We start from the raw sequence: 15025 nt of genomic DNA, 5'->3' as shown, positions 1-15025 counted from the left end.
GACTAACGACGTTTGGCCGGTTTGAGTAGTTTAGGCGGTTTGACGAGCGCCCCCGCCGGTTCGCTGTAGCCCACGCTCGTCAGCCGGTCGCCCTCGAAGGTGAAGCTGGTGAGGCTCGCGAGCCCGCACTGCCGCTTGCGCGGGTCATGCGCCAGCCTGCGGCCCTCCGCGGCCAGCCTGATGATCCAGATCGGGAGCTGGTGGCTGACCAGGACCACCTCGTGCCCCCGCGCCTCGGCACGCGCGTCGTCGATCATCGGCCGCATGCGCTTGACGATCTCGACGTACGGCTCGCCCCAGGAGGGACGGGCGGGGTTCCACAGGTGGCGGTAGTTGGCGGGCGCCCGGAACATGCCGCCGACGACCAGGCCCTCGAAGACGTTGTCGGCCTCGATCAGCCTGGCGTCGGTCTGGATCGGGAGCTCCAGCGTCGTGGACAGCGGGGTGGCGGTCTCCTGGGCGCGTTCCAGGGGTGAGCTGTACAACGCGACGATGTCGCGGCCCGCGAGCGCCTTGGCCACCATCTCGGCCATAGAGCGGCCGTTCTCGGAAAGGTGATATCCGGGCAATCTGCCGTAAAGCAGACCCTGGGGATTGTGCACCTCTCCATGGCGGAGCAGGTGAACAACGGTGCTTTCAGTCATGACGGACACCAGCCTACTGGGCCAGACCGGCCGTGGCATGACTAGACGTGGCGGACCGCCCGACATCCTCTGAGACCGGCAGGAGCCCGGAGGGCGGGCTCATCTGCCGCAGCACGTCGACGGCCGCGCGGATCGCCGGGCGCCGGGCGGCGTCCGTGCGCCACAAGGCGAAGATGCGGCGGGTCGGACGCGGAAGGATCGGAACGGCCCGGACGTCGGAGGACAGGACCTCCCTGCCGAGGCGCGGCACGATGGCACAGCCGTGCCCGGCCCCCACCAGGGCGATCTGCGTCGGGTACTCGTCGGCCATGCATGAGAACTCCGGCTCCAGCGACGCCGTCCTCAGGGTGAACACCAGCCAGTCGTGGCAGACCGTGCCCGGTGAGGAGCTGATCCAACGCTCGCCGTGCAACTCGGCGAGGTCGATCTCGCGCCGGTCGGCCAGGGGATGGCCGGCGGGCACCACCACGTCGGCCACGTCGTCGAACAGGGGGACCCGGGAGAGCCCCTCGGGGATGGCCATCGGCCGGTTCAGCCAGTCCTGGACCAGGGCGAGATCTAGCTCGCCCCGCGCCACCTCGCGGACCTGCCGCTCGGGCTCCCGCTCGTAGAGCACGAGGTCGAGATCGGGATGGCGGTGCTTCAGCTCCCTGAGCGCGCGGGGAAGCACGCCCCGGGCGGCCGTCGGGAACGCGGCGATCAACAGGCGCCCGACGACCGTGCCGCGCAGCGCCTCGAAATCGGCCTCCGCCGTCTCCACCAGCGCCAGGATGCGCTCGGCGTGCTCGGCGAGCAGGCCGGCCGCGTCGGTGAGCTTCACCCCGCGCCCGCTGCGCTCGATGAGCGTCGAGCCGGTCTCGCGTTCGAGCTTGGCGAGCTGCTGGGAGATCGCCGACGGTGTCACCATGAGCGCCTCGGCGGCGGCGCCGACCGAGCCGTACACGGCGACGGCGTGCAGGGCCTTCAGGCGGTGCAGATCCAGCATATAGCGATGCTAAACGATTTATCGGTGTAAGTCCCGCCTGGGCTGAAGGGTCACCCCTGGGAGGACGCGGAAGCGGCGGCCTTCGCGGCGGCGGGCAGCGCCTCGACGACCCGGGTCAGCGCCTCCTCGTCGTGGGCCGCCGACAGGAACCACGCCTCGTACGCCGACGGCGGCAGGTAGACGCCCTGGTCGAGCATGGCGTGGAAGAACGCGCGGTACGCCGGGGTGTCCTGGGCGCGGGCGCCCGCGAAGTCGGTGACCGGGCCGGGGGTGAAGAAGATCGAGAACAGGTTGCCCGCCGTCTGCAGCCGGTGGGGCACCCCGGCGGTGGCCAGGGCGTCGGAGGCGGCGCGGCCGATGATCAGGGCCGCGGCGTCCACCCGGTCGTACACCTCGTCGTCGCAGGCCCGCAGGGTGGCCAGACCGGCGGCGCAGGCCAGGGGGTTACCCGAGAGGGTGCCCGCCTGGTAGACCGGGCCCTCGGGCGCGAGCCGGTCCATGACCTCGGCCCGCCCGCCGAACGCCGCGGCCGGCAGGCCACCTCCCATGACCTTGCCGAACGTCATCAGGTCGGCGTCCACGGGGTCCAGGCCGTACCAGCCGGAGGCGGAGACGCGGAAGCCCGTGAGGACCTCGTCGATGACGAGAAGGGCGCCCCTGGCCGTGCACAGCTCGCGCAGCAGCGCGTTGAAGCCGGGGGCCGGCGGCACAACGCCCATGTTGGCCGGGCATGCCTCGGTGATCACGCACGCGATGTCGTCACCGTAGGCCTCGAAGGCCTCGGTGACCGCCTCGGGCGAGTTGTACGGAAGGACGATCGTGTCCGCCGCCGACGCGCCCGTCACACCGGGGGTGTCGGGCAGCCCGAAGGTCACCACGCCCGAGCCCGCGGAGGCGAGCAGGGCGTCGACGTGCCCGTGGTAGCACCCGGCGAACTTGACGACGCGCGAGCGCCCGGTGAAGCCGCGCGCCAGCCGTACGGCCGACATGGTGGCCTCGGTGCCGGAGCTGACCAGCCGGACCTTCTCGACCGGGCCGACCCGGGAGACGATCTCCTCCGCCAGCTCGACCTCACCCGGCGTGGCCGTGCCGAAGGACGTGCCGCGTGACAGGGCCTCGGTCAGCGCCTCCACCACGGCGGGGTGCCGGTGGCCGAGGATCATCGGGCCCCAGGAGCAGACGAGGTCGACGTAGCGGTTGCCGTCGGCGTCGACGATGTAGGGGCCGTCGCCCGACTCCATGAACCTCGGGGTGCCGCCGACGGCGCCGAAGGCGCGCACCGGCGAGTTGACGCCTCCCGGCACGACGGCCCGGGCGCGTTCGAACAGGTTCTCTGAGATCTTCGTGCGGCTCACGCGTCAAGGTTAGTCCCCGGGGCGCCGGGCCGGTCAGCCGAGTCGGGGGCCGCAGGGGTGAGCGCGAGGGCTCAGTCGATGGCGTCGGCCAGGCGGTCGAGGACGTGCAGAGGGTCGGGAAGGGGACGCCCGTCGGGAGGCCGCAGCCAGCGGGCCTGGCTTCCGTCGGCCAGCGACGACGGCGGGGCGAGGACGTAGCTGTCGCGGCAGTGCCAGCGGAGCCCGGGAGAGTCCTCGATGGTCTCGGGGCCGTAGTCGAGGTGGCAGGACCACCACTCGTCCTCGTCCTCGGGGGCGCCTCGCGTGGCGACGTAAAAAAGGACCCGGTCGCCGCTGGCGGCGACCGGGCCCGTGGCGAAGCCAGAGGCATCCATGGCGGCGAGGGCCGGCTGGCCCGCCGCCGCGGGTACGTCGAAGACGTCGAAGACCCTGCCCGTGGGAAGGATCACGCTCGCCTCGGGATTCTGCTCCCACCATCGGGTGAGCTGAGCGGTGTCCGTGGTCGCCATCATCTGCCAGGCCGGCGACAGCGGATGCGCCCCCGGGTCGGGACAGCCGACGCGGTCGCAAGAACAGGCCCGCCGTCCCTCGCGCAGCGGGTGGGCGCCCAGACAGCTGGCCCACCCCAGCTCGGCGTACTCGAGCACCGAGGCGATCATCTGCGCTTTCGCATGGGAACGGCCGCGCCGTTTCGCCCGGCGAGCCGTCAGCGGTACCCCCACCATCGTGTTCCTCCCCCACCCTGCCTTTCCCCGATGATGCCCGATGGGGACCGCGTAAGGTGACCCGACCCCCGGAAATGGCCCGTCAGGATAGTCTCCTGGCCACTTCAGTAGCCCAGTAGGTGAGGATCATGTCCGCCCCGGCGCGCCTGATGGCGATGAGCGACTCCATGATGACGCGCTCGCGGTCGATCCAGCCGTTGGCCGCCGCCGCCTCGACCATGGCGTACTCGCCGCTCACCTGGTAGGCCGCGACGGGCACGTCGACGCTGTCGCGCACCTGCCGCAGGATGTCGAGGTAGGCCAGCGCGGGCTTGACCATGACGGCGTCCGCGCCCTCGGCCAGGTCGAGGCGTACCTCGCGCAGCGCCTCGCCCACCGGGCCCGCGGGGTCCTGCTGGTAGCCGCTGCGGTCCCCGAACCGGGGGGCGCACTCGGCGGCCTCCCTGAACGGCCCGTAGAAGCCCGAGGCGTACTTCGCCGAGTAGGCCAGGATCGGGATGTGCGAGAAGCCGTTGGTGTCCAGCGCCGAACGGATCGCGCCCACCTGGCCGTCCATCATGCCGCTGGGGGCGATCACCTCCGACCCGGCCGCCGCCTGGGCGACCGCCACCGACGCGTAGCGCGTAAGGGTCGCGTCGTTGTCGACCTCGCCCTCGGCGGTGAGGACGCCGCAGTGCCCGTGGTCGGTGAACTCGTCGAGGCAGGTGTCGCTCATCACCACGATGGAGTCGCCGAGGTCGGCGCGCAGGTCGCCCAGGGCCAGCTGGACGATGCCCTCGGGGTCGTCGCCCGCCGATCCCCTGGCGTCCTTGACGGCCGGGATCCCGAACAAGATGAGCGCGCCCACGCCCGCCTCGGCGGCGTCGTGGGCGGCCTTGCGCAGCGAGTCGCGCGTGTGCTGCACCACGCCGGGCATCGACGTGACCGGCTGGGGTTCGCTCACGCCCTCCTTGACGAACATCGGCAGCACCAGCTCGGCCGGGTGCAGCCGGGTGCCCGCCACCATGCGGCGGATCGGCGCGGTGCGTCGCAGCCTCCGAGGCCGCGCCACCGGAAACTCCGCGTTGCTCATCTTGTCTCCCCTCCCCGACCCTGTCCCGGATCTCGCGTACGCGCGAGGCGCGACGATGGGGAAATCGACTGTTCGGTTATTTGGCTCGGCGGCGAGCACCTCTGCGTGTCTGCGAGGGTCGCCGGGGGACGTCACCGGCCGCGACGGCCGCCTGACGCTGCTTGGCACCGTACTCCGCGAGCGCGGACGCCAGCGCCGAAGCCGACGGATTGTCGGCCATGATGTCGACCCGCAGGCCGAACTCCTCAGCGGTCTTGGCGGTCTGCGGCCCGATGACCGCGATCACCGTGACGTTGTGCGGCTTGCCGGCGATGCCGACGAGGTTCCTGACCGTGCTGGACGAGGTGAACAGCACGGCGTCGAAGCCACCGCCCTTGATCGCCTCGCGGATCGGCGCGGGCGGCGGGGCCGCCCGCACCGTGCGGTAGGCGGTCACGTCGTCGCACTCCCAGCCGAGCTCGGTGAGCCCGGCGATGAGCGTCTCGGTCGCGATGTCCGCCCTGGGGAGCAGGACCCGGTTGATCGGGTCGAGCATGGAGTCGTACGGCGGCCACTCGGCGAGCAGTCCCTCGGAGGAGTGCTCGCCCACGGGCACGAGGTCGGGCTTGACCCCGAACTCCACCAGCGCCTTCGAGGTGGCCTCGCCGACGGCCGCGACCTTCAGGCCGGCGAACGCCCGCGCGTCGAGGCCGTACTCCTCGAACTTCTCCCTGATCGCCTTGACGGCGTTGGCCGAGGTGAAGGCCACCCACTCGTAGCGGCCGGTCACAAGGCCCTTGATGGCGCGGTCCATCTGCTGGGGGGTGCGCGGCGGCTCCACGGAGATCGTCGGCACCTCCTCGGGCACCGCGCCGTACGACCTGAGCTGCTCGGACAGCCCGGCGGCCTGCTCCTTGGTGCGGGGGACAAGGACGCGCCAGCCGAACAGCGGCTTGTTCTCGAACCACGAGAGCCGGTCGCGCGTGCCGACGGCCTCCCCCACGACGATCAGCGCGGGCTCGGCGATGCCGGCGTGCTTGAGGTCGGCGGCGAGCCTGCCGAGCGAGGACACCACGGTGTACTGCTCGGTCGTGGTGCCGCTCTGGGTGACGGCCACCGGGGTGGTGTCGGGCTTGCCCCCGGCGATGAGCGCCTTGCCGATCGCGACCGCCTCGGCGATGCCGTTGTAGATCACCACCGTGCCCGCGGAACCGGCGTGGACGGACCAGTCGTCGACCTGGGTGGCGTCCACGATGCGGAACTCCGGCACCGCGACGGCCGGGGCGATGCCCGCGTAGGTGAGCACCGCCGTCGCCGGCGGCACGCCCGGGACGATCTCGAAGTCGACCTCCGCCTTGGCGCAGGCCGCCACCTCTTCGGTGACCGAGGAGAAGAAGCCGGGGTCGCCCGCGCAAAGGCGCACGACCCGGCACCCCGCCTTGGCCTCCTGGACGGCCTTCAGCGGCACCGCGCCCGTGTCCTCCGCGACGTCGATGACCTTGACGTCCTCGGGGCAGTGGCGCAGCAGGGCCCCGTAGGACTCCCTGTCGAGCACGACGACGTCGGCCCGTGACAGCAGGTCGGCGCCGCGCAGGGTGAGGAGGTTCTCGTCACCCGGTCCGGCCCCTACGAAGGCGACGAACCCGGCATGGCGTTCACCGGCCGTCTCCGTCGCGCCCGTCGTGGCCGCGCTCCTCTCCACGGCCTCGCCGCTCTCATCCGTCATGGTGCCGGCCGTCGTGGTGTCGGCCGTCTTGCCGGTCTTGCTTCCGGAGCTCAATGGGTCCGCTCCCCCATCAACATGCCGGCCCCCTCGGAGATCATGGCGGTCGCGAGTTCGCGGCCGAGCTCCATGGCTGCCGAGGGATCACCGGCGGTGGACTTGCGCACCGACCGCGTGCCATCGAAGGCGACCACGGCGGCGGTCAGGTTGAGAATGTGCCCGTCAACGGCCGCGTACGCACCTACGGGCGCGCTGCAACCGGCTTCCAGGGTGGCGAGCACGGCGCGCTCCGCGGTCACCGCGGCGCGGGTGTGCGCGTCGTCGAGCACGCCGAGCAGGTCGATCAGCGCCGCGTCGCCGGCGCGGCACTCGACGGCGAGCGCCCCCTGGCCGGGCGCGGGAAGCATCTCGGGCACTTCGAACAGCTGGGAGATCTCGGCCTCGCGCCCGATGCGGCCGAGCCCGGCGGCGGCCAGCACGATGGCCCGCAGCTCTCCGGAGGTCACCTTGCCGATGCGGGTGTCGGCGTTGCCGCGGATCGGGACGTACTCAAGATCGGGCCGCAGCACGCGCAGCTGAGCCACGCGGCGCGGGGAGCCCGTGCCCACCTGGTCGCCGGGCGAAAGGTCGGTGAGCTTGGCAGGGCCGACCAGAGCGTCCCTGGGGTCGTCGCGCGGCGGGATGGCCGCGATGACCACGCGTGGGTCGGGCTTGGTCGGCAGGTCCTTGAGAGAGTGGACCGCGAAGTCGATCTCGCCCTCGATGAGCTTGTCGCGAAGGGCGCTGACGAACACCCCGGTGCCGCCGAGCTGCGCCAGGTGGGTCTTGGTGACGTCGCCGAAGGTCGTGACGCCGACGAGCTCGACGGTGCGCCCCGTCAGCGCGGTCAGCCGGTCGGCCACCAGCTGTGACTGGGTGGTCGCCATCAGGCTCCGCCGCGTGCCCAGCCGGAGGACGCCCCGTGCCGTGATCAGGCCCTCGGTCATGCCTCCTCCTCGCCGGCTCGACCGGTCACATCGGTCTCCACCTCGGCCGCGTCGGCTCTTGTCACTGCCTCGGGCACCTTCGGGTTCAGGTCGAACAGCTCGCGCAGCGCCTCAGCATAATGATCGCCCGCTGGGGACGCCGCCAACCGCTTGACACGCACAGTCGGCTCGTGGAGCAGTTTGTCCACGACCCTGCGGACGGTCTGGGAGATCTCGCCCCGCAGCCGCCCGTCGATCTCGGGCACCCGCGTCACAAGACGCCCCAGCTCGGCCTCGACGACGTCGGCGGCCTTGGCCCGCAGCGCCACCACGGTCGGCGTGACCTTGGCCACGCGCTCGGCCCTGAGGTACTCGCATACCTCGGCGGCCACGATGGACCTGACCGCGACGATGTCGTCGGAGCCGCCGCCCTGACCCTGCTCGCCGAGCCCCGCCTCCTGCATCGACTCAAGGTCGACGAGCGTGACGCCAGGAAGCGTGCGCACACCCGGGTCCACGTCGTGCGGGAGGGCGAGGTCGAGCAGGAAGAGCGGTCTGTCGCGTTCGGCTCGCGCCACCATATCGGTGCCGATGACAACGCTACCCGCTCCCGTGCAGGAGATGACCAGGTCAGCGCCTGCCAGCTCGCGCTCGACCTCCGCCAGCTCGACGGCGCGCCCGCCGACGGACTGGGCCAGGCGCGCGGCGCGCTCGAAGGTGCGGTTGGCGACCACGATGTCGGTGACCCCGGCGCGGGAGAGCGTCGCGGCGGACAGCGCGCTCATCGACCCGGCGCCCACCACGAGCGCCCGCCTGCCCGCGATCGGGCCGAGGACCCGCTCGGCGAGGGTGAGGCCGACGCCGACGAGGGAGGCGCCCGCCCGGTCGATGCCGGTCTCGGTGTGGGCGCGCTTGCCGACGCGGAGCGCCTGCTGGGCCAGCTCGTTGAGCGTCGTGCCGGCGGTGCCCTGCTCCTGGGCGAGCCGCAGCGACTGGCGGACCTGGCCGAGGATCTGCCCCTCGCCGACCACCATCGAGTCGAGGCCGCAGGCCATCGTGAACAGGTGCTCGACGACGCGGTCCTCGTAGTGGACGTACAGGTGGCGGGTCAGCTGCTCCTGGGGGATCCCGGAGTGGTCGCTGAGAAGGTCGGTCACGGCGGTCACGCCGCCGTGGAAGCGCTCGACGTCGGCGTAGACCTCGACGCGGTTGCACGTGGAGACGATCATCACCTCGGACACGTGCGCGTCGCTCTGGACGTCGTGAAGCAGCTTCACGAGGGCGTCGCCGGTCACCGCGACGCGTTCGAGCAATGCCACCGGCGCGGTCCTGTGGCTGAGACCAACAGCGAGAAGGCTCATGCGTCCATCGCCTCGGCCCAGTCTCCAGCCATCATGGGACTCCCTGTTTCGCGATCCGCTTTGCGCTGCTCATGAAACGCAAGGATTTGCAGTTCGGTCGAGAGATCGACCTTGCGGACATCGACTCCGTCAGGCACTGTCAGCACGACGGGGGCGAAGTTCAAGATACTCGTGATCCCCGCGGCTATGACCCTGTCGGCCACCTGCTGCGCCGCCGTCGCGGGCGTGGCGATCACCACGATCGACACCCCCCGCTTGTCGATCACGCTTTCGAGCTGGTCGATGTGGTCCACGGCCATACCGACGAGACGCTCGCCGACCACGCCGGTGTCGGCGTCGAACAGCGCGGCCACCCGGAAGCCGCGGGACACGAACCCGCCGTAGTTCGCAAGCGCCCGTCCGAGGTTGCCCACCCCGACGATGGCCACGGCCCAGTCCTGGGTGAGGCCCAGCTCACGGGAGATCTGGTAGATCAGGTACTCCACGTCGTACCCCACCCCGCGCGTGCCGTACGACCCGAGGTGCGACAGGTCCTTGCGCAGCTTGGCGGAGTTCACCCCGGCGGCCACCGCGAGGTCCTCCGAGCTGACCGTGGCGGTGCCCCGCTCCGCGAGCCCGTTCAACGCGCGCAGGTACAGCGGCAGCCTCGCGACGGTCGCATCGGGGATGCCACGTTCACGCGCTTGGGACATGCGGCGGATCACTTGGCCGGAACTCCAGGGGACGGGCGGCCGGTGCGCCCCCGGCCGCGCTCGCGGTTGACAGATGTCGAGGAGAGGGCGCAGGCATCCAGGTTAGTACCTTTGTGAAGCTATGCACAAAGTGTGAACGTCGTCTCTCGGGTGTCAACTTTCCCAGGTAGGGGTGGCGGTCCCGGATCCGGCCCACTGACTGTGATCCATGACACGGCCGGCGGGGCCGTTAGGCTGGGCTCATGGCTCCGCGAGACCACACGATCACCCTGCTCGGCAAGCCCGGGTGCCACCTCTGCGACGACGCCAGGGCCGTCATCCAGCGCGTGGCCGCCGATCTCGGGGTCTCCTGGGACGAGCGCGACATCACCCTCTCCGAGGACGACCAGAAGGCCTACTGGGAGATGATCCCGGTCACGCTGATCGACGGCGTCCAGCACGACTTCTGGCGCGTCGACGAGACCCGCCTCCGCGCCGCCCTGGCCTCCTAGCCCATCCCTCAGACGCGGAAGGCCGTGGGCAGCGGCACCACCTTGGCGGCGTTGACGTTCAGTTCGATGACGTTGGCCGCGAGCACGTGGGCCACCCGCTCGCGGGCGAAGCGCTCCATGTGCGCCTGGCGCTGGTGCTCGGTGAACGCCACCTCGTCGCGGTAGAGCTCGTACACGATGCGCTGCAGGGGCGCCGACTTGACGGCGTGGCAGATGAAGATCAACGTGTCGGGCTCGCTCCGGCGTACGGCCTCGACGGTCTCCTCGGCGAGGCGGTCGAACGCCTCGCCGGCTCCGTCCATCAGCGTGAAGACGGTGAGCAGGCCGTAGATGCTGGGCGAGGGCCTGACCGAGCCCGAGGACGCGACCGGGACGTCGGCGCGGCGCCCCCCTCCCGAGGCGGCGGGCTGGTCCGGGCGGCCGAAGGGCGGCTGGAGTTCGTTGCCGGGGAACAGCGCTCCGGTGGCGGGCATGGAGAAGTCCTGCTGGCCCGGGGCGTGATGCGACCCGTTCTGCCCCGGGTAGGCCGCCGCACCGGGGTCCCATCCCTGCTGGCCCGGGTCCCCCGGGGAACCGGCGTGCCACGACCCTGGCTGGCCCGGCATGTTCGATCCCACCGCGCCGCCGAGGCCGGCCCCTGGGAGCCCTTGCCCGGGAAGTCCTTGCCCCGGGAGGCCCTGGCCGGGCCGGCCTTGCCCCGGCAGTCCTTGTCCGGGGAGGCCCCCGGCCGCGTCCGGGCCGAAGACCTCGCCGGTCCTCGGGCCGCCGAAGGCGCCGGACGGCTGCATACGGGCGGCGAAGTCCACGTCTCCCTGGTCGCCCGCGCGGTACTCCGCCACGAGATCGCCGAGGCCGGAGCGTCGCGGAGACGGGGCCGAGGCGGCGGGAGCGGCGGGCAGGGGCCCGGACTCGTACGCGGCCTCGGGAGCCTGGCGGCGGGGGGGCGGGCGCTCGTCGTCCCAGTCGTCGTCGGCGTCGTCCCGCTCCTCGTCGTACGGCGCGAGCGGGCGGGCGACGGCGTACCACACGGCCCCGACCATGAGCGTGATCACGAGCGCGGCGAAGACGCCGGGGATCGCGAAGCGGACGGCGCCCACCAGGGCGAGCCCGGTCGGCGCCAGGACCACGCCCGCGTGCATGTTGTCGGCGTCGAGGTCGTCGCCGCCGCGCCAGCGCAGCACCGCCAGGATGAGGCAGCCGATCAGGATGAGGTACGTGAGGCCGTGGGCGGCGTACAGCAGGGCCGTCGGGATGATGGTCCAGTGGGTCTCGCCCAGCGGCAGGGTGTAGGCGAACTTGTCGGACTCGCTGATCGGGTCGAGGATCAGGATCACGGTCGTGATCAGCGTGAAGGCGATGCCGAGCAGCCAGGTGGCGAACTTCGCGGGCGCCTTCCGCGCGAGGAGCTGGATCATGCCGATGGCGAGCCAGAACGGCGCCAGGAAGGCTCCGGTGATCTGGTAGACGCGGAAGGTCACGGGCCCGAACTTCATCAGGTGCCCGACGGCGACCGCGCCCAGGGCGAGGCAGAGGGCGGAGGTGGTGACGGTCCAGGCGATCAGCCAGCCGCTCCGTTCGTCCCGGAGACGTCCGACCAGGATGCCAGTGGTGATGGCGGCGAACAGTGCACCGGCGAAGGCGGTGACGGCAACGAGGACTTCCATGATGGCCCAACTCTGCCGGACATTACCTCCAAACCGGTAGCCGATGCCGGAACTGCCGCATGACTCCTGTTACGCGTGGTAGTTACTGAGGCAAAGTGGATTGTGTAATTTCCCGATGATTTCTAGAGTGTTCGAGCACGCACGCGCCCTTCCCTTTCCTCCCCAGGGATACCGGATGTCGAACTCATGGTCGGTCGCCGGGCTTTCCCCTCCAGGATCGGCCGACACTGTGAACTCCACGCGCGCCGCCGCTGACCAGCGGGAGCGCCCCTCACCGGACATCGATGAGCTCCGGAGAGTGGTCCTCCGCGCCAAAACCGGCGACGCCGACGCCTTCGCGGCGTTGTACGACCGATACGTCGATCTTGTGTACCGCTATGTCTACTTCCGGGTCGGCTGTCACGCCCTGGCGGAGGATCTGACCAGCGAGACGTTCCTGCGCGCGCTCCGGCGCATCGCCGACTTCACCTGGCAGGGCAGGGATTTCGGCGCGTGGCTGGTGACGATCGCCAGGAACCTGGTGACCGACCACTTCAAGTCCGCCCGTTACCGCATCGAGGTCTCCACCGCCGAGGTGCTGGACACCCCCGTGGACGGCCCGCACATCCCCGAGAACGCCGTTGTCGCGACCATGGTCAACGAGCGCATCCTGCGTGCGGTGCGCGATCTCGGCCCTGAACAGCAGGAATGCATCGTTCTGCGCTTCTTGCACGGAATGACCCTCGCGGAGACGGCGTTGATCATGGGGAAGAAGAGCGGCGCGATCAAGGCCCTGCAGTTTCGCGCGATCCGTGCCCTGGCCAGGGCACTGCCGGGCGACCTGGGTTGATCTAGGGTGGCGCTCGTGAGGAATCCGGAGTGAGCCGGGCAGCCGTAACCTGAAGGCTCCCCGCATCGTTGGGCAAGTAGCACCTATGGATCATCGTAGTGCGCGCGGCAGGGAGCTTTCATGGGCAAGTGGGGGCCTTCGCGGTGGCTGCTCAGGCGTTGGGCCGCCGTCACGCGACGGGAGCCCCAAGCCCATTTCGTCTCCCGGCTCAACGAGATCGGCGCCGAGCCCGGCCACGGCCCGCGGCCCGACTTCCGCGCCCGGCTGCGTGGAGAGCTGCTCGCCGCCCAGGCGACCGGCCCGGAGATCGCTCCCGAGACCGCGGGTCACAGGCGGCGCACTCCCCTGCTGGTCCGGTTGCGGCCCGGCGCCCTCATCGTGACCGTGACGGGTCTGATGCTCTTCACCGGGCTGGAGACCTACGCCGCGGTGCCCGGCGACCGCCTCTATCCGATCAAGCGGGCGGCGGAGGCCACCCTGCTCAGCCTGACCACCAACGACGTGGAGCGGGCCCAGCGTGAGCTGAGCGCCGCGCACTCCCGCGCAACGGAGGCTGCGGCGCTGCTGGGCTATCCCGACTCCCGGCGCACCGAGCTCATCGGGCCGACCCTGGACGAGATGACCTCGACGACCCGCTCGGCCCTGTCCGCGCTGGGCCACGTGAAGCGCCCGGGTAGGCACACGCCCACGTTGAGGCGCTTCACCGAGGAGCAGCGGGACGTGGTGGAGCCGATGATCCCGCAACTGGGCGGCGACGACCGTATGAAGGCCAGCGCGTACCTGGACATGATCGACGACCTGGCTCCCTGACGTACGCCTCCTCACCAGGCGGGGACACGCCCGGAGCCGTCCACGACCTGCATGATCTACGTTTCCCGCCAGGTCCGCTTATCTGGGCGCATCCATGACGTGCGCCAGACGTCATGCCGCGCTAACGCCACGTACACCGACTCCACCCCCTGCTCCCGGTTAAGCTGAGGTGCTATGAGGCGGTTACTGCGACGGCGCACCGAGGCGGAGCTGGCCGGAGAGGTCGCCGCCGCGGCGGCCGTGGCCGCGCCCATCGCCGATCCCGACCCGACCGCGGCGGCGTTCTTCGACGTCGACAACACGATGATGCGGGGCGCCTCCATCTACCACTTCGCCCGCGGCCTCGCCTCCCGGGGGCTGTTCACCACCAAGGACCTTCTGAGGTTCGCCGTGGGCCAGGCGCTGTTCCGCGTACGCGGCAACGAGAACCCCGAGCACATCGCGCAGGCGAAGGAGGCCGCGCTCGCCTTCGTCGTCGGGCTCAAGGTCAACGACGTCGTACGGCTCGGCGAGGAGATCTACGACGAGGTGATGGCCGACCGCATCTGGGCCGGCACCCGCGCCCTCGCCCAGAGCCACCTGGACGCCGGCCAGCGCGTGTGGCTCGTGACCGCCACCCCGGTCGAGCTCTCCCGGGTGATCGCCCAGCGCCTCGGCCTCACGGGCGCGCTCGGCACGGTCGCCGAGACCGAGGACGGCGTCTACACCGGACGGCTGGTGGGCGATCTGCTGCACGGGCCGGCGAAGGCCGAGGCCGTCAAGGCCCTCGCCAGGCGCGAGGGCCTCGACCTGTCACGCTGCACCGCCTACAGCGACTCGGCCAACGACCTTCCTCTGCTCCAGCTCGTGGGCCATCCCTGCGCGATCAACCCCGACAGCGAGCTGCTGGAACACTCCAGGAACAACAACTGGATGATCAGGGACTTCCGCACCGGCCGCAAGGCCACCATGATCGGCCTCCCCATCGCGGCGGGCGCCGGCGCCATCGCCGGAGGCGTGGCCGCCGCCATCGCCCTGCGAAAGCACTACCGCTCCGCCTGACAAGGCCCTCGTGGCCATCGCTGCGCGACTGTGAGCCGTGTCAGTCCAGGCAGAACTCGTTGCCCTCGGGGTCGGTCATCACGAGGTAGCCGGCGCTCATCGGGGGATCGGGCTCATAGCGACGCACCAGCGTCGCTCCCAGCGCGACGAGTCGGTCGCACTCGGCCGCAAGCGCCGCCATCCGCTCCTCTCCCCGCAGTCCGGGCGCCGCACGGACGTCGAGGTGGACGCGGTTCTTGATGACCTTGTCCTCCGGGACCCGCTGGAAGAACAGCCGTGGGCCGTGCCCGTCCGGGTCCTCAATGGCCGATCTGGTGTTGCGCTGCTCCTCCGGCACCCCGATCCGCGCGAGGAAGTCGTCCCACGCGGCCAGCGGGTCGGCGCCCTCGGGCAGGTCGACTCCGGGCGGGCCCGGATGCACGTAGCCGAGTACGTCGCGCCAGAAGGTCGACAGTGCCCGAGGATCGTGGGCGTCGAAGGTGACCTGGATGTGGCGGCTCATCGGGCTGCTCCGTTCTTCGCGGGTTTCGTGCAGGTAGAGGAACGCGCGGCAGGCAGACCTCGGACCTCTCGCCGGCCGAGCGCGGCGGAGCGGGTCTCACCGTCCGGGGTCCCAGCGTGATTAGGGGGTACCCCAGGTCTCCAGGTCCGCACTTTGGGAGATGTTTCAGGGAATATCACCATGTGAC

Annotated in this window: 15 protein-coding genes; 4 read left to right on the top strand and 11 right to left on the bottom strand. The window is 70.9% G+C overall.

Annotated elements, in window-relative coordinates; all coding sequences use genetic code 11:
* Positions 1 to 2: 2 nt before the first annotated feature.
* From AB0B89_RS05180 to AB0B89_RS05140, 9 genes are all read right to left on the bottom strand, one after another.
* Positions 3 to 644, bottom strand: a complete 642-nt coding sequence (locus AB0B89_RS05180; protein WP_358548375.1) for a histidine phosphatase family protein — start codon at positions 642 to 644, stop codon at positions 3 to 5.
* A 13-nt stretch (positions 645 to 657) separates the two neighbouring features.
* Entirely contained in the window at positions 658 to 1629 is a 972-nt protein-coding gene (locus AB0B89_RS05175; RefSeq protein ID WP_358548372.1) for a LysR family transcriptional regulator, read from the bottom strand.
* A gap of 50 nt (positions 1630 to 1679) precedes the next feature.
* Positions 1680 to 2984, bottom strand: a complete 1305-nt coding sequence (hemL, locus tag AB0B89_RS05170) for a glutamate-1-semialdehyde 2,1-aminomutase (protein WP_358548369.1) — start codon at positions 2982 to 2984, stop codon at positions 1680 to 1682.
* Between the two features lie 71 nt (positions 2985 to 3055).
* Positions 3056 to 3709 (bottom strand): bifunctional DNA primase/polymerase, encoded by a 654-nt coding sequence (locus tag AB0B89_RS05165; protein ID WP_358548366.1) that lies wholly within the window; start codon positions 3707 to 3709, stop codon positions 3056 to 3058.
* Positions 3710 to 3791: 82 nt separating this feature from the next.
* On the bottom strand, positions 3792 to 4781 hold the full coding sequence (gene hemB / locus AB0B89_RS05160) for a porphobilinogen synthase (protein WP_358548363.1): 990 nt from the start codon (positions 4779 to 4781) through the stop codon (positions 3792 to 3794).
* A gap of 76 nt (positions 4782 to 4857) precedes the next feature.
* Positions 4858 to 6540: a uroporphyrinogen-III synthase gene (locus AB0B89_RS05155; RefSeq protein ID WP_358548360.1), complete on the bottom strand. Its 1683-nt coding sequence runs from the start codon at positions 6538 to 6540 to the stop codon at positions 4858 to 4860.
* A complete protein-coding gene (hemC, locus tag AB0B89_RS05150; protein ID WP_358548357.1) occupies positions 6537 to 7469 on the bottom strand; it encodes a hydroxymethylbilane synthase in 933 nt (310 codons plus the stop codon). Before hemC ends, AB0B89_RS05155 begins: the two co-directional genes overlap by 4 nt.
* Entirely contained in the window at positions 7466 to 8809 is a 1344-nt protein-coding gene (locus AB0B89_RS05145; protein WP_358548354.1) for a glutamyl-tRNA reductase, read from the bottom strand. The genes hemC and AB0B89_RS05145 overlap by 4 nt, the downstream gene beginning before the upstream one ends.
* Positions 8806 to 9501 (bottom strand): redox-sensing transcriptional repressor Rex, encoded by a 696-nt coding sequence (locus tag AB0B89_RS05140; protein WP_358548351.1) that lies wholly within the window; start codon positions 9499 to 9501, stop codon positions 8806 to 8808. Before AB0B89_RS05140 ends, AB0B89_RS05145 begins: the two co-directional genes overlap by 4 nt.
* Positions 9502 to 9743: 242 nt before the next feature.
* On the opposite strand from AB0B89_RS05140, the gene AB0B89_RS05135 reads away from it, so the two are divergent.
* Entirely contained in the window at positions 9744 to 9992 is a 249-nt protein-coding gene (locus AB0B89_RS05135) for a glutaredoxin family protein (RefSeq protein WP_358548349.1), read from the top strand.
* 8 nt (positions 9993 to 10000) lie between these two features.
* On the opposite strand, the gene AB0B89_RS05130 is transcribed toward AB0B89_RS05135, so the two are convergent.
* The gene (locus tag AB0B89_RS05130) at positions 10001 to 11656 is read right to left on the bottom strand and encodes an antibiotic biosynthesis monooxygenase (protein ID WP_358548347.1); all 1656 of its coding nucleotides are present in this window, start codon (positions 11654 to 11656) and stop codon (positions 10001 to 10003) included.
* Positions 11657 to 11831: 175 nt separating this feature from the next.
* Here AB0B89_RS05130 and AB0B89_RS05125 point away from each other — a divergent pair, with 175 nt between their 5' ends.
* The 3 genes from AB0B89_RS05125 (at position 11832) to AB0B89_RS05115 (ending at position 14336) form a co-directional block, all read left to right on the top strand.
* Positions 11832 to 12485, top strand: a complete 654-nt coding sequence (locus AB0B89_RS05125) for a sigma-70 family RNA polymerase sigma factor (protein WP_358548345.1) — start codon at positions 11832 to 11834, stop codon at positions 12483 to 12485.
* Between the two features lie 120 nt (positions 12486 to 12605).
* Positions 12606 to 13295 (top strand): DUF5667 domain-containing protein, encoded by a 690-nt coding sequence (locus AB0B89_RS05120; protein WP_358548342.1) that lies wholly within the window; start codon positions 12606 to 12608, stop codon positions 13293 to 13295.
* A 174-nt stretch (positions 13296 to 13469) separates the two neighbouring features.
* The gene (locus tag AB0B89_RS05115) at positions 13470 to 14336 is read left to right on the top strand and encodes an HAD-IB family hydrolase (protein WP_358548339.1); all 867 of its coding nucleotides are present in this window, start codon (positions 13470 to 13472) and stop codon (positions 14334 to 14336) included.
* A gap of 40 nt (positions 14337 to 14376) precedes the next feature.
* Here AB0B89_RS05115 and AB0B89_RS05110 read toward each other — a convergent pair whose 3' ends face one another.
* Entirely contained in the window at positions 14377 to 14838 is a 462-nt protein-coding gene (locus AB0B89_RS05110; protein WP_358548336.1) for a VOC family protein, read from the bottom strand.
* Positions 14839 to 15025 lie beyond the last annotated feature (187 nt).

The sequence above is a fragment of the Sphaerisporangium sp. NPDC049002 genome (genome assembly GCF_040649355.1).
GTDB lineage: Bacteria > Actinomycetota > Actinomycetes > Streptosporangiales > Streptosporangiaceae > Sphaerisporangium.
Note: the sequence above shows the minus strand (reverse complement) of the source record. Positions and strands in the feature narration are given on the sequence as shown.

Coding starts and splice junctions, on each gene's coding strand:
- AB0B89_RS05175 (WP_358548372.1), bottom strand. CDS start 1,629: ATGCTGGATCTGCACCGCCTGAAGGCCCTGCACGCCGTCGCCGTGTAC.
- hemC (WP_358548357.1), bottom strand. CDS start 7,469: ATGACCGAGGGCCTGATCACGGCACGGGGCGTCCTCCGGCTGGGCACG.
- AB0B89_RS05140 (WP_358548351.1), bottom strand. CDS start 9,501: ATGTCCCAAGCGCGTGAACGTGGCATCCCCGATGCGACCGTCGCGAGG.
- AB0B89_RS05110 (WP_358548336.1), bottom strand. CDS start 14,838: ATGAGCCGCCACATCCAGGTCACCTTCGACGCCCACGATCCTCGGGCA.
- AB0B89_RS05120 (WP_358548342.1), top strand. CDS start 12,606: ATGGGCAAGTGGGGGCCTTCGCGGTGGCTGCTCAGGCGTTGGGCCGCC.
- AB0B89_RS05165 (WP_358548366.1), bottom strand. CDS start 3,709: ATGGTGGGGGTACCGCTGACGGCTCGCCGGGCGAAACGGCGCGGCCGT.
- AB0B89_RS05180 (WP_358548375.1), bottom strand. CDS start 644: ATGACTGAAAGCACCGTTGTTCACCTGCTCCGCCATGGAGAGGTGCAC.
- AB0B89_RS05145 (WP_358548354.1), bottom strand. CDS start 8,809: ATGAGCCTTCTCGCTGTTGGTCTCAGCCACAGGACCGCGCCGGTGGCA.
- AB0B89_RS05130 (WP_358548347.1), bottom strand. CDS start 11,656: ATGGAAGTCCTCGTTGCCGTCACCGCCTTCGCCGGTGCACTGTTCGCC.
- AB0B89_RS05115 (WP_358548339.1), top strand. CDS start 13,470: ATGAGGCGGTTACTGCGACGGCGCACCGAGGCGGAGCTGGCCGGAGAG.
- hemB (WP_358548363.1), bottom strand. CDS start 4,781: ATGAGCAACGCGGAGTTTCCGGTGGCGCGGCCTCGGAGGCTGCGACGC.
- AB0B89_RS05125 (WP_358548345.1), top strand. CDS start 11,832: ATGTCGAACTCATGGTCGGTCGCCGGGCTTTCCCCTCCAGGATCGGCC.
- AB0B89_RS05135 (WP_358548349.1), top strand. CDS start 9,744: ATGGCTCCGCGAGACCACACGATCACCCTGCTCGGCAAGCCCGGGTGC.